Here is a 16,921-nt window from a genome sequence, read left to right as displayed (position 1 = left end):
GCTTGGCAATATTGTTGGCAAGCTGTGGCAATATTCCACTAACGGATTGCAGTATCAGCTCCAGTTAAAAGCTACCAGGGTTGTCATCAAGCGCCAATAAGAAATTAACCAGGTCTGTTTGCTGTTTACAATTAAATCCAGCTTGACGGTCTACATAAAATTCATGACCTGTACCATCAAGGTTACTACTTACTAAGTCTGGATCGGCTTTGTTAGCTTTGATGACTTTAGCACGAAGTTCCCGATCGACTAAAGCCCGTAAACTGCTAACAGCATCGGCTGGTATGCTTTGGCGTAGAGTGCCAGGCAATCCTAACCCAGTAGAATCAACAATAGTGAAATCGCCCTTAGAGTCAAATTTTAAACTACCAGCCCGTACTGCGACACCACCATCATGTAAATAGGGCGGGTTTAAATAAAGGCCACGTAAGGGAGTAGTTTTGTAACCACCATTTGGTAGTTGATTAATGGGGCTATCAGAAATACCTGGGGTTGGGACATCCAACACTTTTGCATCAGCAGGTATGGGAACAGGATTATTGAAACTGTATAGCTTGGCAGGTACTAAGAATTTCACCAGTGCCAAGCGAGACTGGGCGCGGGCTGGATTAGTACCAATTTTCTCAACTGGGTAAACTTTGTTGTCAGTGAAGAAGGGGGGAATATGGCAAGTTGCACAATTAGCCTTTTCAAACACTTTCGCCCCACGTTTAACTGAATTATTATTAAGTGCTTGCCAGTTTTCAGGAGTCTTGTTAGCTGGTGGTACTAAGCTATTTTGATAAGCAGACATGGCGTTATTCGCAAACAAGAACTTGCCACTGGCATTATCTAAAGGATTGCCAGTCGGGGGACTAAAAATTAGTCCATTAGCTGTCAACAAGTTGGGTTTCAAATCTGGATAGTTACCTACACCAGGAGCAACAACTTGATCTTGTAACTCTGCTCGACTAGCATCCGGTGCAATTGTCCGCAACCATACTGAGGGTTTAACACCTTCTGGGAAACGTATTCTTTCGTCCGCAGCATTTTGAAGAGCAGTACCTAGATATACTTCTGGGTCAATATTGAGAGTTTTGGCAATTAGTTCGTATGATGCAAGGATGTTTGTTTCTGAAGAGTGAACAGCACTGTTGAAAGCACTCAATCCAGCAAACGGGCCAATAGCAGCTTCTCCAGAGGCAGTATAGGGATGAGTTTTAAAGGTGAAATTGTTGGGAATTTGAGTGGTATTTTTAATCCCATCTGTGGAACTTTCAAAATTACCAAAAGGTAATTGCCATAAAATATCATCAAAAGCCTTTTCAAACTTTTGAGGATCGGGCAATTTTACTAAATTGCCTTTACTGTCAATAATAGTTTTGCCATTGCCTTGGTATTTTGGATCTAAGGGATTGAGTTTGGTGCGTGAGAAAGCAGCAGATGAATTTGGTGCTAAACCTAGAAATATCGGAAAGGCTATTTCACCATTTGCTACACCAGGAAGACGTTTACCTTCTTTGGAAATAGAAGCATGGCAAAATGCACAGGTACTTTGCCCATTTGCTGTCGTTCCTATGGGAGCAATCGATCCTTTTTCTAGCTTTAAGCCTGTATTTATGGCTGTACCTTTTCGTAAAATTCGACTACCTATAGGGATATCTTTCTGCAAGACAATTTTTAAGTTATTGGTTGGCTGACCGCGTAAATTAGTAATTGCTGCGGTAATTTCATCAGAAAGAATGGCTGAACCTTGTCCAAGACCAAACACACCTTGCAAGCCAAATAAATCGCCTACAGGTCGATTGAAAAATATATCTTCACCTTGGGCAATCAATTCTTTAGTAATATGAACTGCGCCTATCTTTTCATAAGAAATAGGGTCTTTAGGATTAAGTCCTTTACTGGCAACAAGTTGTGATGCTTCTTGGGGGCTGAGGAGTTTACCAAAATAGTCGTAATAGCCTAGTGGTTGAGTAGGAGCCGGTTGTAAGATATCAACTTGTGCGAAGGCTGTTTGGTTTGTCGTCAACCAATTTGATAACACAATACCAAAAGCACTAAGGATAAAAACGCAGATTAATAAAAAAATCTTAGTTTTAAAAGCAGACAAAACCCTAGCTACAGTAATATTAGGGTGTTTTTTTTGTTCCATTGTGTCCAATTTACTAAAAGGATGTAGGTAGATATAACATACTCTTTTAGTAGATATGTGCAAAGTGAACAATATTTATATTTGTTGAGTAGCAAAAAATCCACAATTGAGAAACAAAGTAGATAGCAAGAATGCTTTTAATAACTTGATTATTGCTTTGAGAGTGTTTGCCTATACAGACAAATTTAATTACTTTATAGCTTTGGGTAGGTTTCCATGTCCCCAGTTTCCTGCGTCTTGTTTATCCGGACAATTTCAAAAATAGGATTTTGTTCAGACTTCACTTAAGGTCAGGGAACATTAATATATTAAAGAAACACTTTATTAATCTTCATAATGACCGTAACGACACAGCCGCTTGCAACCCAAGACGCTTTTGAAAAATTCTTTTGGACTTGGCAGGGCTACAAAATCCAGTACACTGTTATGGGTAGTGGACGGCCTTTGGTACTGGTTCACGGCTTCGGTGCTTCTATTGGACACTGGCGCAAAAATATCCCAGTTTTAGCTGATGCTGGCTACCAGGTATTTGCCATAGACCTTTTAGGTTTTGGTGGTTCTGATAAAGCGCCCATTGATTACAGTGTGGAAGTTTGGGTAGAACTGCTGAAAGATTTCTGCACCGCACATATACACGAACCTGCTGTATTTATTGGCAACTCCATTGGCGCACTTTTGAGCTTAGTAGTACTGGTAGAAAATCCCGAAATTGCTGCCGGTGGTATTTTGATTAACTCTGCGGGTGGGTTGAGTCATCGTCCCCACGAATTGAACCCGCCGCTACGGATGGTGATGGCAGCTTTTAATCGGTTTGTGCGATCGCCAATTACAGGTAAATTTGTCTATAACCGCATCCGCCAAAAAGCCCAAATTCGCCGCACCCTCTACCAAGTTTACTGCGATCGCCAAGCCGTCACTGATGAATTAGTCGATTTACTTTATACTCCCTCTTGCGACCCAGGAGCGCAACAAGTCTTCGCTTCCATTCTCACAGCGCCTCCGGGCCCAAGTCCAGAGGAACTATTGCCCAAAGTCGAACGTCCCTTATTAGTAATTTGGGGTGCTAACGATCCCTGGACACCAATTACCGGGGCCAAAATTTACGAACAGGCGCGTGAGAATGGCAAAGAAATCAAAATCGTTCCCATTCCTAATGCCGGTCATTGTCCCCACGATGAGGTTCCAGATGTTGTGAATGCCCAGATTCTCGATTGGCTAGCGCAAAGTTAGTAATTTCGTGCCAAGACGCGAATGCAAATACACTTTCTGCCTAATGCGCCTTGGTACATACCATAGAATCAGGGTTTTAGATATTGTTTGTGTAAGTTATATCTTTTAATTGCACCTTGACAGAATCAAACTCATGTGGTGGAAAATGGAGCTTGATGTGCATAGTGGACAAAAAGGAGTAATTTCTTTAAATCACCATCCAGATTTTTCCGAACAAGGCTATCAGGTTATCAGCGAACTAGGACGCAACCGAGAAGGAGGACGCATTATTTACTTAGCCAATGTCCTCAACTCAAATCAACAGGTGGTGATTAAAGAGTTTTGTTTTGCTCATACAACTGCTGATTTGTCAGGTGTGAAAGCTTATGAGCGCGAAATTAAAATTTTGCAACAACTGAATCATTCCCGCATCCCTCGCTATGTAAATTCCTTTGAAATGCCAGGGGGTTTTTATCTGGTACAAGAATATAAAAATGCCCCATCCTTGGGTCAAAGACGCAGCTTTCATCCTGAAGAAATTAAGCAAATCGCTCTGTCAATATTAGAAAATTTGGTGTATTTACAAAAACAAGTTTCGCCAATTATTCATCGGGATATTAAACCAGAGAATATTTTGGTTGATGAGCAACTAAATGCTTATCTGGTTGACTTTGGTTTGGCTAGGATACAGAGTGCAAAAATAGCTTTGAGCAGCTTTGTAGCAGGAACTCCAGGTTTTATACCACCAGAAGAACAGTTTGGTTATTCTCTCACTGAGGCATCAGATTTATATAGTTTAGGGGCAACACTGATTTGCTTACTTACTAATACCCGTTCTGTAGAAATTGGGAAATTAATTGATGATAATTATCGGTTTAATTTTCAGAAGTTAGTTCCCCAGATCAGTCCACATTTTCGGTCGTGGTTAATGAAAATGGTGGAACCAAATCGAAAATATCGCTATGCAAATGCGGCTGTTGCTCTAAAAGCACTTAAGCCCATTGAGGTTATTGGTAGTGCCACGGCAATAGATAATTTAGTTAGTACAATAAAACTCAGAAACCGGGCTACAGTGCTAGGGCTAGCTACTATTGTTACACTGAGTGCGATGGGAGCAAGTTTGATTAGTTGTCAGCCTGGTGGTACAGTCAGACAATTGCTGGAAGCTAGAGAGTGTTCAAGTTTTGACTTAAAGGCAAGTTGCCCAGAAAAAAACGGATATTAAAATTTAGATTGTAGCGATTTTGCCTAAAAGCACATAGCGATCGCTATGTGAACACAAACAGAGTCTTTAAGAGTTGTAATCTCAAACCTTTGCCTTTAGCTCGTTTCGCTTGCAATGACATATTATTAGGACTAGCTCTTTCAAGGTGACTCGAAAAATTTCTTTTTTCTTTCCATGTTGCGCCAGTTGCTACAAGTAGGGGAACCGCAAGGGCGCACTGGCTTCTCTGCGGTTTAAAAGTAATTTATTTAACCGCAGAGGCGCAGAGAACACAGAGATAAGAGATAATAAAGGGATTTTTTAAGAAAAATTTTTACTCACCTTGAAAGGGCTAGTCCTAACTATAGGTAATTTACCGATTAAAGGGGTTTACAGAGTTTAATGAGTGGCTTACAGTATATGCTCTGTGTGTAATTACAGAACGCCATGAAAGCTCGACATTACCTAACTCTAGCCGCGATCGTTTTTCTTGGAGCGGTACTTCGGTTCTGGCATTTGGACTTGAAACCCATGTGGCTGGATGAAGTGATTACAGCGCTGTTTAGTTTGGGTAATAACTATAAATATAAGATCCCGTTTAACGAAGCGTTTTCACTGTCAGCTTTGGAAGGGGTTTTTACCTTTAAGGCAGAGACAAGTTGTGCCCAAATTGCCCAAAGGCTTGCTAGTCAATCAACGCATCCGCCACTGTTTTTTTGCTGGATGCACGATTGGCTGCGATGGGTAGATGCAGTACCTCTGTCGTGGGTCTGGAAGCTACGGGCATTACCTGCATTGATTGGGGTTGTGGCGATCGCTGCCCTTTATCAGCTCAACCGGATTGCCTTTTCCCCAGCCGCAGGTTTGACAGGCGCGATGGTAATGGCAGTCTCGCCTTTTGCCGTGTACTTATCGCAAGAAGCCCGCCACTATACATTGCCGATGCTATTGGTAATCCTGGCGCTGCTGGGACTGTACCAGGTGCAAACAGACTTATATCAACGACAAGTTCGCCCTGGTATTTGGCTCGGCTGGATAGCTGTCAATAGCCTTGGGTTCTACGTCCACTACTTTTTTATCTTGGCATTCTTTGCCCAAGTCGCCACGTTGTTGGTCAATATCCTCACCTTCAAGTCCTTAGCAACACTACACCCCAGCCCCTACACCCTGCATCCACGCCGTGCCCTCATTGCCGTCACCCTCGCTGCTACTGGCGTTTGCCTCACCTATTTACCCTGGTTGCCGACGTTTCTGAACCACATAAACAGTCCTGGAACCGATTGGATGAAGCCCTTTGAGCCAAGCTGGACGGATAAGATCGCGCCGCTTTACCAGCTTCCAATGGGTTGGATTCTGATGGCGATCGCATTACCTGTGGAAAACCAGCCTCTTTGGTTGGCTGTAGTCATGATACTATTGATGGTTGTTTTTACTGTCTGGTTGCTATGGCAGATATCTGGCCGCCTTGGACAGCTTTGGAGCAACCCCGAAACTCACCTAGCAACGCGGATGCTGGTGATGTTTATGCTGTGCGTAGTCCTGGAATTTTTAGCGCTCTTCTACATTCTTGGTAAAGACATCACTTCAGTGCCCCGATACAACTTCCTTTACTTTCCTGCGGTTTGTGCGCTATTGGGTGCGTGTCTGGCTCAACCAAAGCCACCAAAGAGAAGAAAGATATCTTTCTTCTCTCCCCCACCGTTTTTTGTGCAATCCTCTTTCATCTGGATAGTGCTTTTTGTCGGCGTTCTCAGCAGTACGCTCGTCGTCTCAAACCAGGTGTTTCTGAAGCCATATAAGCCCGATCAAATTGCCAGCCAGATCCGCCTAGAATCAGAATCGTCCTTTCTAATCAGCATGGCGTACAATAATTTACGAGATGTGGCACTGGGTCTTAGCTTGGCGCTAGCACTACATGATACAAGCGATCGCGCCCACGATTCCCAGCAGTTGTTTGCCTTTATACCGCAAGTTAGCTCTGCCAGTTCCCAATCAGCTAATACAACGCCCGGCTACGCTCAAGTCTGGCAAAACCTGGCAGCCCTCAAACAACCATTGAGTGTTCCCCTAAGCTTGTGGATGATTGCCCCTGGTTTAAGACGAATCAATTATCCGCCTATCCTTTCATTGCGTCACCCAACAGGAACGGCGATTGAATGCAAGAGCGATCGCGATCGCTTTTACCGATTGGGTATTCCTTACCAACTATATCGCTGTATAAAGTAAGGCACTAGCACAGTGCGGCGGAAATAAACCACCCATTCCAAATCAATGAAACCCTCATGCTGTATTCGTTTTTAATTTTTAATTTTTAATTTTTAATTCCGCCCTGCGGTACTAGGCAACTCACAGACTCCCACTCGCTAGGAATATTAATTGGCAGGGTTGCTCAAAGTATAAATTATGCATCTGGAAAGCATTTGCACTTTGTATAGCAAGCGATGGCTTCGCCGTGCCGTAGGCATCGTACGATTCTTTTCTAATAACAAATACAAGACCGATGTTTTTCTAATAGTATAGTTTGTATTGATTGCCTTATGAGGCTTCTAGCGATCGCCCTCCCGCAAAGTGACAAAAGAGGGTTAGTCTGTAGAGACGTGAAATTTCGTATCTCTACTTATTTATTGCCTTGAAACTGCTTAATAATATTGCTAATTAAAGGCAACTATTCCAGTACCATTTTTGTCAAATCTACAAAAGATTTTTCAGATAGGCGGTTATCTTGGCGTAGTTGTAGAACGCCAATTAAGACGATAAATATTGCTGTGCCAATAATTGTTAAAGCTAAATAATGAAATGGTAGCGAACCGCCAAAAAATGCAATTAGACAAAATACAACTACAAATACAAATAAATAGAACATTCCATTTCTAAACGCAAATGGAAGCGTAACCTGCACTTCTGGTTTAGAATTATCTTCTTGTTTAGATGGTTCTGTCATAAAATTATTCTCTTGATTGGATGGCTGAATTACATTAATTGTTCCGACATTTCCCCCAATTGTGACAGAGGAATTAGGCAGAAATTCGTTATCCATCTGCTGTTCTGCTTTCAGTAACTCCTTTCTGTCCATCACATCATCAATTAAGCCCAAGACGTTAACCATTTGATAGCTTTTTTGACATTGAATACGTTCTTGCCTATCGGCTACAAACTGTCGCAATATCTCAAAAGGGTAAAAGTGTGGCTCTTGGCTATGTTTGCAGGTGTCACAATTACAGGGGATTAACTTGTTATACTTTAACCGCTGATACGAGTCATGAATTTTATCGAGTTCATGTGTAACTATGGTCATCAAATCTCTTTTGTGACGACCTGAGACTCGAATCTTAATCTCCCGCTTGCCGTAATATTCAATCACCTCTGCCTTTGTCTGGTCTTTGCTGAGAACGACGCCGCTTTTCCAGACACATTGTTGTTCATTCATTAACTCATGCATGGCAACGATGAACTGGGTGATGATGCCCTTGGGCATGAAGTCGTAAGTGTAACGCAGAATCAGGTTGTTGGTTTCATCCCAGTTATATGAGGATTGGTTAGCAGATAGCAGTTGTGGGGCAATATACTTTCCTTGGCTTCTAGGAATTTCGTAGCACAGCTTGAAGTTGATCATCAAGCGCAAGAGTTCATCATGCATCGTAACGTATTCGTCTTCACACCAGATGTTTGCCAAATCAGATCGGGTGAAACTGCCCAGGTTGCGAATTACCTTTTCATTATCCAGCACTTTGTAGACTGCATCAGTTCCCCACTTGGGTTTGAGGATGACAGTCTTGTTCAAAAGTGGGTCTTCCTGGAAATGCAGGCATACTCCCAAATCGTGTAGATAACCACTTAACTGCAACTTATCATTTCTTTGGGTGAAGCCATTGTGTTGGCAGATGTTCAGATATTCATCCAAGCTGATGTAATTGCGTGCGTCACTCTCCAAAGCTTCCCGGACTCTAACCCATGTTTTTGGGAGCGGACTGCCAATATGAGGTAGGTTTTTAACGTAATGCTTAATTTGTTCTAAAGCTTGTTCTAAACCTCTTTTGGTAGCAAGGTTTGTTGGTAAAGTTTCCTTCAAATTAGTAAACTGCCCCCGTAACTCACGTTCATTGATTTCTCGGTGGCGGTTTTGCTTCTCATTTTTGATGATTAGCAAGGGACTATTATCGCTCAACAGTTCTACTACATTCAACCAGTAATAAAAATCCGTATCTTCCTTGCGCGTATCTGCCACTAAAGCATAAAGTGAACGCTTGGTGAGGAAAAACTGGTGAGTCGCATGGTAAATTTCTTGCCCCCCAAAGTCCCAGATGTTGACTCGAAATTCTCGCCCATTTTCCATTAGGAAACCCCACTGGATGACCTCAATTCCCTTCGTTGTGTCTTCCTCTCGGAGTTGATAATTTGGATTTTCAATTTTCTTCGCCAGTGTTGTCTTCCCTGCACCTCCTTCACCAACAATTAGTAACTTTGCTTCATACAGATAATCTGTACCTGCTACTTTCAGTTGTCGGAAATAATCCTTAATCGCCTTAAAACCTTTTGTAACGACTTCTGGCGGTGGTTTTTCGATGGGATTACCGCTTAAATTCAGGGTGGTAAGTTGTTGCAGTTCAATAATCGCTTCTGGCAGTATATTTATTTTGTTGTAGCTTAAATCCAGGGAAGTGAGTTGTTGCAGTTCGGCGATCGCTTCTGGCAGCGTCGTTAATTCGTTGCCCCTTAAATCTAGAGAAGTGAGTTGTCGCAGTTCGGCAATCGCCTCTGGCATTGTTGTTAATTCGTTACCTCTTAAATACAGGGTGGTGAGTTGTTTAAGGTTGATAACGGCTTCTAGCACTGTCGTTAATTTGTTGACGCTTAAATTCAGGGTGGTAAGTTGTTGCAGTCCGGTGACGGCTTGTGGCAACATCCTTAATTTGTTGACGCTTAAGTTTAGGCTGGTTAGTTGTTCTAAGTTGGTTAAGGTTTTTGGTAGTGTCGTTAATTGGTTATCGCTTAAATTCAGAGTGGTAAGTTGTTGCAGTCCAGTGACAGCTTGTGGCAGGATCCTTAATTTGTTGCCGCTTAAATCCAGGGTAATGAGTTCTTGCAGTCCGGTGATGGCTTTTGGAAGTGTCGTTAATTGGTTATTGCCTAAATTCAGAGTAGTAAGTTGTTGCAGTTCAGTAATCGCTTCTGGCAAGGTCGTTAATTCGTTGTCCTTTAAATCCAGAAAGGTGAGTTGTTGCAGGTGGACAATGGCTTCTGGCAGTGTCGTTAATTTGTTGTAGCTTAAATTCAGGGAAGTGAGTTGTTGCAGGTGGGCGATCGCTTCTGGCAGTATCGTTAATTGGTTGCGGTTTAAATCCAGGGAAGTGAGTTGTGGTAGGCGGGCGATCGCTTCTGGCAGTGTCCTTAATCCGTTGCCGCTTAAATTCAAAACCTCCAACCATTCCAGTTCAAACACCTCAGCAGGAACCTCTGTTAATTTTTCCTTGTTATGAGTACCCAGATGATTGCTTAAATCTAATTCTTTAAGCTGTTTATTTTTCGCTTCTCGGATTTTTTCAAGGAAACGTTGAGGCGTGTTTGCCATACTGAGGTTCACCTGTTAACGAAAGTTATATGTAATGCCTCTGATTCGCTGGACAATATCGCAACCACTAATATTTTGCACTAATCCCAACAACTCCCACAGTTTAGAAACATATTGCTGATAGCAAAAGTCCTTTTAAGAGGGCTAAATTCCTTCCAGACTTAGGTTTTCAGTACGTTTGAGTTGCTTTGGCTATTGGTTCCTAGAAGTTAGAGTTTCAGGCGATCGCGGCTACTAATTAAGAATGCTGCAAGATATCAAAGCAATCTACTATCCTGTGTAACACTACATCAGCGCTAATAATTTTTGCTGAATCTAAAAAGAATTTATCATTCCCAATGGCTTAGATTGGTTTGTAAACGAGTCTTTGATACTCGTGGATGAATCTTTGATGAGTCTTTTACTTCTTTAGCTGTTTTTTACGCGACTTCTCCAGCCCGAAAAATCTGTTCAGCAGTTAAATTCAACTCTGGGAACGCTAGCGACTGAATGCGATCGCTTCCCCTAAATTGCCTAACTTGATACTCACCTTCAATTAATTGATAAATCGAGATAGTTGGTTGTTTGGGATTGCCAATAAACCGCCTACCACCTAAACCTAGATAGTCTACAATCCAATATTCGGGAATGCCCAAAGACTCATAATCTTCTAGCTTCAAAGCATAATCATCACTCCAATTGGTTGAAACAACTTCTACAACCAACTTGACGGAACTACCCAGCGTAATGATAGATTCTTTTTTCCAGCGTGGTTCATCCCTAACAGCTTGTCTATCCAGAACGATGACATCTGGTTCATAACCTGAATCAGTGTTAACTGACTTGATGACGCATTCTTTAGGGATAAACCAAGGGATGGACAAACGGGTAATTTCAATAAATAAAGAACCATTGATAAACCCAGCTATTTCTGAATGCTTACCTTTTGGCTTAGGCATTTCAACAATTACCCCATCATGTAGTTCATAATTCCTGTCTGAAGATTCGGGATACCAGGCGATAAATTCATCAAATGTTACTTGTTTGGTTAAGGCTTGAGTCACGTCGCTTCGCTCCGAATTAAAAATTAAAAATTAATAATCTCCCTAAATTTATTTATGGGCTTGTATCATAAGTCTTTATCTGTCATAATTTGCCCTTTTGCTTTATGTCAAATGTTACTCCTCTTTAAACCTCTCTCTGACACTGGGAGAGGCTTAATTAGGGAACTGAGGTTAAACTTTCGCCGCAGCAACACTTGGTAAACTTACTTTCAACCGCTTAAACATCGCTTCCCGCGCTTGGACAGCAAGATTATCATCTAAAGGTTGCAATGTAATTTCCTGCTGATACTTTAGCCGCAGCGATGTTTGAATTAACCAATCTGCAACAAAAGGATTTTTGGGTAACAAAGGGCCGTGGGAATAAGTAGCGATCGCATTTTGATAAAATGCTCCCTCAGTCCCATCCTCTCCATTATTTCCCAAACCGTACACCACGCGCCCCAAAGCTTCCACTTTCCCCAACTTGGTGCGTCCGCCGTGATTTTCAAAGCCTACCAAATATGGTGTGCTACCCGTCATCTCTTTTAAATCTTGCGCTAGACGGGAAGCTGTGACTTCAATTACCAAGTTACCAATACAGCGCTTAGTATTTTCACCAGGATGCACGGAAACTAAATCGAGTATTCCTAAACCATCAATCCGTTGTCCCAAGCCTGGTTCATAATAGTGTCCCAGTAATTGGGGTGAACCACAGGTAAAGACACCTGGTGTTCCATTTGCGATTTTTTCGCGCATTGCATCAGCTTTTGCACCTTGCAAATCACGCATGACAATTTCTTGCTGACGGTCTTGTGCGCCACCACCAACGATTACATCTACAGTTTTAATATCTGCGGCTGTACTATTTTGATCTAGGGGTAAGATTTTAACGTCGTATCCCCGCCACTGAGCGCGACGTTCTATAGTAATTACATTACCGCGATCGCCATAGGTACTCATCAGCGTCGGATAAAGCCAACCTATTGTTAATTCCAATTGTTCAAAACTCATAAATTTTTAAAGAATTTTCCGCCCAGTCAGGACTTCTCGAACTTCTAGCATGGCTGAGTAGGTGGGTAGAATGTGCAGAGTTTCATTCTCTGGTGTATGCTCTAGTGCAGTAGCGATCGCTTGTCGCAAATCTTCTTCCACAATTAAATTTATGTTACTCTCAGGGGACTTTTGGCTGTAACGTAGACGTAGTGCCATATCGTAGACGCGATCGCCACTCACTACTAAAGTCCCGCCGCGTTCGACTAATTTCTCGGTATCTACGTCCCAAATCCAGGATACATCAGTGCCATCGGGCGTGCGATCGTTCAATACTAGCAGTGTGGTTTTATCTGTGCTTTGAGTAACTACGCGAATGGTTTCATTGGTTCCTACAGGATTTTTTGATAATAATATCCGCACTCGTTTACCGTTAATGACTAAATCTTCAGCACGACCAAAGGCAGCTTGAAAATTGTTAATAGTATCTCTAATTGTTGCTTCATCAACACCTAACTCAATAGCCGCAGTTGCAGCCGCTAAAGTATTATATTTGTTGTACAAACCAACCAGAATTTGCGACCAATCACTACTTTCGAGAGTCGGTTTACTTTTAGTAAAACCACATTTGGGACAAGTAAAATCTCCCAAATGAGACAAATAAACACCCTTATAATCTAGAGAATGTCCACATTTTGGACAATAGATAGAATCGACAGCGTGAGGAATAGCTTCTAGATAATGTTCTGGTTCGTTTAAGCCAAAGAATAACACCCGTTGGGGTAACTGCTGTCCAAGGTTAGATAAAGTTGGGTCATCAGCATTGGGAATTACTACGGTTTCTGCTGGTAGGGTAGAAATAACTTTTGTCCAGCGTTTACTAATTGTATCTACTTCGCCATACCTATCGAGTTGGTCGCGGAACAAGTTTAAACAGAGAATAATTCGCGGCTGGAGTGGCTTTAATACTCTTGGGACAATATTTTCGTCAACTTCCAAAATGGCGTAATCAGTATTTAGCGTGCCTAGTAAGTTGGTGCTTTCTAACAGCGCCGTCATCAAGCCATTTTCCAGATTTGCACCTGTAGAATTATGAGTAACGCGATAGCCCTTGCGTTCTAGGATTGTACATAAAAGCAGCGCTGTAGTGGTTTTGCCGTTTGTACCAGCAATTAAAATCACTCCATTTTTAACTTGCTGACTCAATAATTCTAAAATTCGGGGTTCAATGCGACGAGCAATTGAGCCTGGTAATACACTAGCAGCACCCAGACGGAGCGATCGCACTATAAACGTTACACTTTTTGCCACTGACACCGCGAAACCCAATCGCAGCCTATCTATGAATTGAATTTTGTTTCCCACATCTGTACCCTAGTCTTCTGGCGTTGCTAATTGAAAGTATTTAATTGCAAATTTAATATGCGTGAGTTTAGCGAATCCTGACTGAAAAAGCCAGCCTCTTAATTTTGAGGCAGGGGGGAGGGGGAGGGGAAGCAGGGGGCAGGGGCAGGGGGCAGGGGGGCAGGGGAAGCAGGGGAGGCAGGGGAAGCAGGGGAAGCAGGGGAGGGTTAGAATCATCATTTATCCATCTCGGAACTCCGTTCATCCATCTCGGAACTCCGTTTATCCACCTCGGAACTCCGTTCATCCACATCAGAACTCCGTTCATCCACATCAGAACTCCGTTCATCCACATCAGAACTCCGTTTATCCACCTCGGAACTCCGTTCATCCACATCAGAACTCCGTTCATCCACATCAGAACTCCGTTCATCCACCTCAGAACTCCGTTCATCCACCTCAGAACTCCGTTCATCCACCTCGGAACTCCGTTCAACTCTATCATCCACTTACAAGAGATAATCTCAGTAGGCGTTATCTTAAAAAATAGTGCGTGGGCGTAATTACATATCCAGCCCAGTTTGCCGAATTCAGCACAAACTCGCGACAAGTAGTAGCTTGCAAGGTTCCTTTTGATGAATAGCACAAAATTTCTTTTTTTACATAAACAAATTACTGGCTGGCAAAGGTGGTTGTCCAAATGCCTGTTGTTGCTTGCAAGTCTTTTCATTATAAGTACACAACCTGCTTATGCTGGACTCGATAATGATTTATATGATGGCAACATCTTTGTAGTTTATGCTGGCAATGGTTCATTGGTTCCTCCCAGACAGACACTCGCACAGACTTTAGCAGAACATAAACCCGTATTTTTGGCTTTTTATTTAGATGACAGCAGCGATTCTAAAAGATATGCCATTTCTATCTCGCGGGTACAGGAATTCTACGGTCAGGTGGCAGAGATTATGCCGATTAATGTAGATACTATCCCGTCTAAAAAGACTTATGACCCTACAGAACCAGGATATTACTATTCTGGGGCTGTTCCTCAAGTCGTGGTGTTTAATAAAGCGGGTGAGGTAGTTTTAAATAAAAAAGGTCAAGTACCTTTTGAAGAAATAGACGATCAATTTCGCAAAATCTTTGATTTATTACCGCGTACCGAAACTGCACAGTTAAAGCGACGAGCCTTTAATGAGTTCAGTAGTGAGTTAGCTAGATAACTTCTGGGGCAGACCAAATTTTGGTCTGCCCTAAGAGAATGTTTGAAAAGTCGTGATTGATGTATCAAATATTTTTTACCCCTCCCTAACCCTCCCCGATATATTGGGGAGGGAACCGGATTTTTCTTGTTTCCCCCCTTTACAAGCTACGGTGTACACATCTGTACAAAACCAAAATCGTTGAAGATCCCCCTAAATCGACCTTATAAAGGGGGACTTTGATTCTAGTCCCCCCTTTTTAAGGGGAGCCAGCGCGGTCTTGGGGTCTCCCCAAGTGGAGCGACTGGCGTGGGTTAGGGGGGATCTAAAGCTGTGGGGCAACTCTAAAAGACTTGTGTGTACACCGTAGCCTTTACAAGGGGGGTAAAAACGCAATTAAAATCACAGCCAACGACTTTTCAAACAACCTCTAATTTTTCGTGCTATCTGTTACTACATTTCTGCCGATGCCAAAGCATAATATTGAAATATCTGTGTTAACCATAGGACTTACGCAAATAATATCTAAAACCTTGATTCTATGGTAGGGGCAATTCATGAATTGCCTCTACAGCGTGTTCTTTTGCGTAAGTCCAAAACCATTTAGAAAATTAATCTCTAGTCCCGTATTGAGTGTATTCTGATGTCAAAGGTTTACACCACCCAAGAGTTAATTCAAGTTTTGGCAGCCGAACGCCAAGCTTGCCTCAACGGAAAACGCCTAAAGTTAGAAATAACAGCCTCTGGCAATCCCGTAATTGACCAGTTTATTAGAACTGATGGATTGCAACAATTCACAGCTTATCAAGATTTTAAAGCTGCAATTCACGAGTATCAAAAACAGAATCAAGTTTCAGGTATTATCTGGCGGGAGGTGACAGTTAAAGGTAAAAAACTGAACTATCCCGAAGTGAATATTGATTTAATAGCCCTTGCTAGTGACTTAGAGATATTAAAAGCTGCTAAAAGTTCTATTGTAGAGTTTTGGCATGAAGTCTCTGTGGAGATGGATTTATACTTGAGTTTCAATAATAGTAAACAATACCAACAAATTCTCACGTCTGATGTGGAAAGAATTGTTCAAAGAACAGAATGGGCAAGTTTGTGTAAGTGGGAAAATTCTAGCTTTTTGGAAATGATTTTGCAGTTAGGATGGGGTAAACCAGAAGAAGCTTACTATAAACGAGGAAGACCGCGATCGGGTAGTGAATATATTCATGCAGTTAATCCTGGTAATCGCCCTATTGGATAATTCGTAATGGCGCTCTCTACGAGACGCTCTTGCTAGCTTGCTCCGCAGGGTAGACTCGCTATACACTAACCACAGAGACGCAGAGAACACATAGAGAAAAGAAATAGAGAGGATTTTTGCTCAGTTTTGGAATATTTTTTGATTTGGAAGTCGCTTATTGGTAATACTCTGCACCAATCAACAGAGGTTTAATCACCGCTACTATTTAGGTTAAATTTAGTCCGCCATCAGCCACAATAACTTCTCCAGTTATATAGTCGGAAGCGACCAGCATTGCTACAATATCAGCAATTTCTTCGGGTTTAGCGGCTCGGCGCATTGGGGCGTGATTTTGCCAGATTTCTCTGGCGGCATCCCATTGCTCCGTCATTGGTGTCTCTACTAACCCAGGAGCGATCGCATTAACCCGAATTGCTGGCGCAAGAGTCACAGCCAGCAGTCGCGTCAAGTGATTAAGTGCAGCTTTGCTTACAGAATAAGGGATAGATGCTCCTTTAGGACGGACACCTGCATGAGAACTGATATTCACAATGCAACTCGGATGCCCCTCAGTAGCGCTTTGACGCAGAGCCGATTCTGCCTCAGCAATCAATATCCACGGTGCAATTACATTTACTTTGTATAGTTTTTCCCAGATTTCTGATGTTGCCTGTTTGAGAGCAGTGTGTGGAATAACTTCACTAATCCCGGCATTATTAACGATGACATCAAGGCGACCGTGTTGCTCGATCGCTGAATGAATCAGCTGCCTAGTTTCCCTTTCGTTTGTTAAATCAGCTTGAAAATAACTGGCATTTCCCAGTTCTTCTACAAGTACTGCACCTGCTTTAACTGAAGATTTTGAATGGATTGCAATGGACATTCCTTCTCTAGCAAGACGTTTAGCAATGGATGCACCAATGCCTGATGTAGAGCCAGTGATGAGTGCAACTCGATTCGAGAATGATTGCATCAGATTTGAAGTTCTCAATACTTCTTAAGTAATAACTAATTTT

At 42.3% G+C, this 16,921-nt stretch carries 12 protein-coding genes; 5 read left to right on the top strand and 7 right to left on the bottom strand.

Going from position 1 to position 16,921, the window contains the following annotated elements; genetic code table 11:
• Window positions 1-64: 64 nt before the first annotated feature.
• Window positions 65-2,134 carry a hypothetical protein gene (locus GTQ43_RS01165; RefSeq protein ID WP_265269936.1) on the bottom strand — a complete coding sequence of 690 codons (2,070 nt, stop codon included), beginning with the start codon at window positions 2,132-2,134 and terminating at the stop codon, window positions 65-67.
• A gap of 336 nt (window positions 2,135-2,470) precedes the next feature.
• Here GTQ43_RS01165 and GTQ43_RS01160 point away from each other — a divergent pair, with 336 nt between their 5' ends.
• From GTQ43_RS01160 to GTQ43_RS01150, 3 genes are all read left to right on the top strand, one after another.
• Window positions 2,471-3,364 (top strand): alpha/beta fold hydrolase, encoded by an 894-nt coding sequence (locus tag GTQ43_RS01160; protein ID WP_265269934.1) that lies wholly within the window; start codon window positions 2,471-2,473, stop codon window positions 3,362-3,364.
• Window positions 3,365-3,509: 145 nt separating this feature from the next.
• On the top strand, window positions 3,510-4,568 hold the full coding sequence (locus GTQ43_RS01155) for a serine/threonine protein kinase (protein ID WP_265273637.1): 1,059 nt from the start codon (window positions 3,510-3,512) through the stop codon (window positions 4,566-4,568).
• A gap of 426 nt (window positions 4,569-4,994) precedes the next feature.
• On the top strand, window positions 4,995-6,773 hold the full coding sequence (locus tag GTQ43_RS01150; protein WP_265269932.1) for a glycosyltransferase family 39 protein: 1,779 nt from the start codon (window positions 4,995-4,997) through the stop codon (window positions 6,771-6,773).
• Window positions 6,774-7,212: 439 nt separating this feature from the next.
• Here the strand turns inward: GTQ43_RS01150 and GTQ43_RS01145 are convergent, their stop codons facing one another.
• The 5 genes from GTQ43_RS01145 to GTQ43_RS01125 form a co-directional block, all read right to left on the bottom strand.
• Window positions 7,213-10,116, bottom strand: coding sequence for a COR domain-containing protein (locus tag GTQ43_RS01145; protein ID WP_265269930.1), 2,904 nt, complete (start codon window positions 10,114-10,116; stop codon window positions 7,213-7,215).
• A 419-nt stretch (window positions 10,117-10,535) separates the two neighbouring features.
• Window positions 10,536-11,159: a Uma2 family endonuclease gene (locus tag GTQ43_RS01140; protein WP_265269929.1), complete on the bottom strand. Its 624-nt coding sequence runs from the start codon at window positions 11,157-11,159 to the stop codon at window positions 10,536-10,538.
• A gap of 171 nt (window positions 11,160-11,330) precedes the next feature.
• Window positions 11,331-12,149: a type 1 glutamine amidotransferase gene (locus tag GTQ43_RS01135; protein WP_265269927.1), complete on the bottom strand. Its 819-nt coding sequence runs from the start codon at window positions 12,147-12,149 to the stop codon at window positions 11,331-11,333.
• Between the two features lie 6 nt (window positions 12,150-12,155).
• Entirely contained in the window at window positions 12,156-13,493 is a 1,338-nt protein-coding gene (locus tag GTQ43_RS01130) for a Mur ligase family protein (protein WP_265269925.1), read from the bottom strand.
• Between the two features lie 215 nt (window positions 13,494-13,708).
• Window positions 13,709-13,981, bottom strand: a complete 273-nt coding sequence (locus tag GTQ43_RS01125; protein WP_265269924.1) for a hypothetical protein — start codon at window positions 13,979-13,981, stop codon at window positions 13,709-13,711.
• A 126-nt stretch (window positions 13,982-14,107) separates the two neighbouring features.
• On the opposite strand from GTQ43_RS01125, the gene GTQ43_RS01120 reads away from it, so the two are divergent.
• Window positions 14,108-14,695 carry a thylakoid membrane photosystem I accumulation factor gene (locus tag GTQ43_RS01120; RefSeq protein ID WP_265269922.1) on the top strand — a complete coding sequence of 196 codons (588 nt, stop codon included), beginning with the start codon at window positions 14,108-14,110 and terminating at the stop codon, window positions 14,693-14,695.
• A gap of 622 nt (window positions 14,696-15,317) precedes the next feature.
• The gene (locus GTQ43_RS01115) at window positions 15,318-15,926 is read left to right on the top strand and encodes a hypothetical protein (protein WP_265269921.1); all 609 of its coding nucleotides are present in this window, start codon (window positions 15,318-15,320) and stop codon (window positions 15,924-15,926) included.
• A 205-nt stretch (window positions 15,927-16,131) separates the two neighbouring features.
• On the opposite strand, the gene GTQ43_RS01110 is transcribed toward GTQ43_RS01115, so the two are convergent.
• Window positions 16,132-16,878 (bottom strand): SDR family NAD(P)-dependent oxidoreductase, encoded by a 747-nt coding sequence (locus GTQ43_RS01110; protein WP_265269919.1) that lies wholly within the window; start codon window positions 16,876-16,878, stop codon window positions 16,132-16,134.
• Window positions 16,879-16,921: the final 43 nt, after the last annotated feature.

This window comes from Nostoc sp. KVJ3 (genome assembly GCF_026127265.1).
Lineage (GTDB): Bacteria > Cyanobacteriota > Cyanobacteriia > Cyanobacteriales > Nostocaceae > Nostoc.
Note: the sequence above shows the minus strand (reverse complement) of the source record. Positions and strands in the feature narration are given on the sequence as shown.

Excerpts from the sequence above, each read along its gene's own strand:
- GTQ43_RS01165 (WP_265269936.1), bottom strand. The coding sequence starts at position 2,134 with ATGGAACAAAAAAAACACCCTAATATTACTGTAGCTAGGGTTTTGTCT.
- GTQ43_RS01160 (WP_265269934.1), top strand. The coding sequence starts at position 2,471 with ATGACCGTAACGACACAGCCGCTTGCAACCCAAGACGCTTTTGAAAAA.
- GTQ43_RS01155 (WP_265273637.1), top strand. The coding sequence starts at position 3,510 with ATGGAGCTTGATGTGCATAGTGGACAAAAAGGAGTAATTTCTTTAAAT.
- GTQ43_RS01150 (WP_265269932.1), top strand. The coding sequence starts at position 4,995 with ATGAAAGCTCGACATTACCTAACTCTAGCCGCGATCGTTTTTCTTGGA.
- GTQ43_RS01145 (WP_265269930.1), bottom strand. The coding sequence starts at position 10,116 with ATGGCAAACACGCCTCAACGTTTCCTTGAAAAAATCCGAGAAGCGAAA.
- GTQ43_RS01135 (WP_265269927.1), bottom strand. The coding sequence starts at position 12,149 with ATGAGTTTTGAACAATTGGAATTAACAATAGGTTGGCTTTATCCGACG.
- GTQ43_RS01120 (WP_265269922.1), top strand. The coding sequence starts at position 14,108 with ATGAATAGCACAAAATTTCTTTTTTTACATAAACAAATTACTGGCTGG.
- GTQ43_RS01115 (WP_265269921.1), top strand. The coding sequence starts at position 15,318 with ATGTCAAAGGTTTACACCACCCAAGAGTTAATTCAAGTTTTGGCAGCC.
- GTQ43_RS01110 (WP_265269919.1), bottom strand. The coding sequence starts at position 16,878 with ATGCAATCATTCTCGAATCGAGTTGCACTCATCACTGGCTCTACATCA.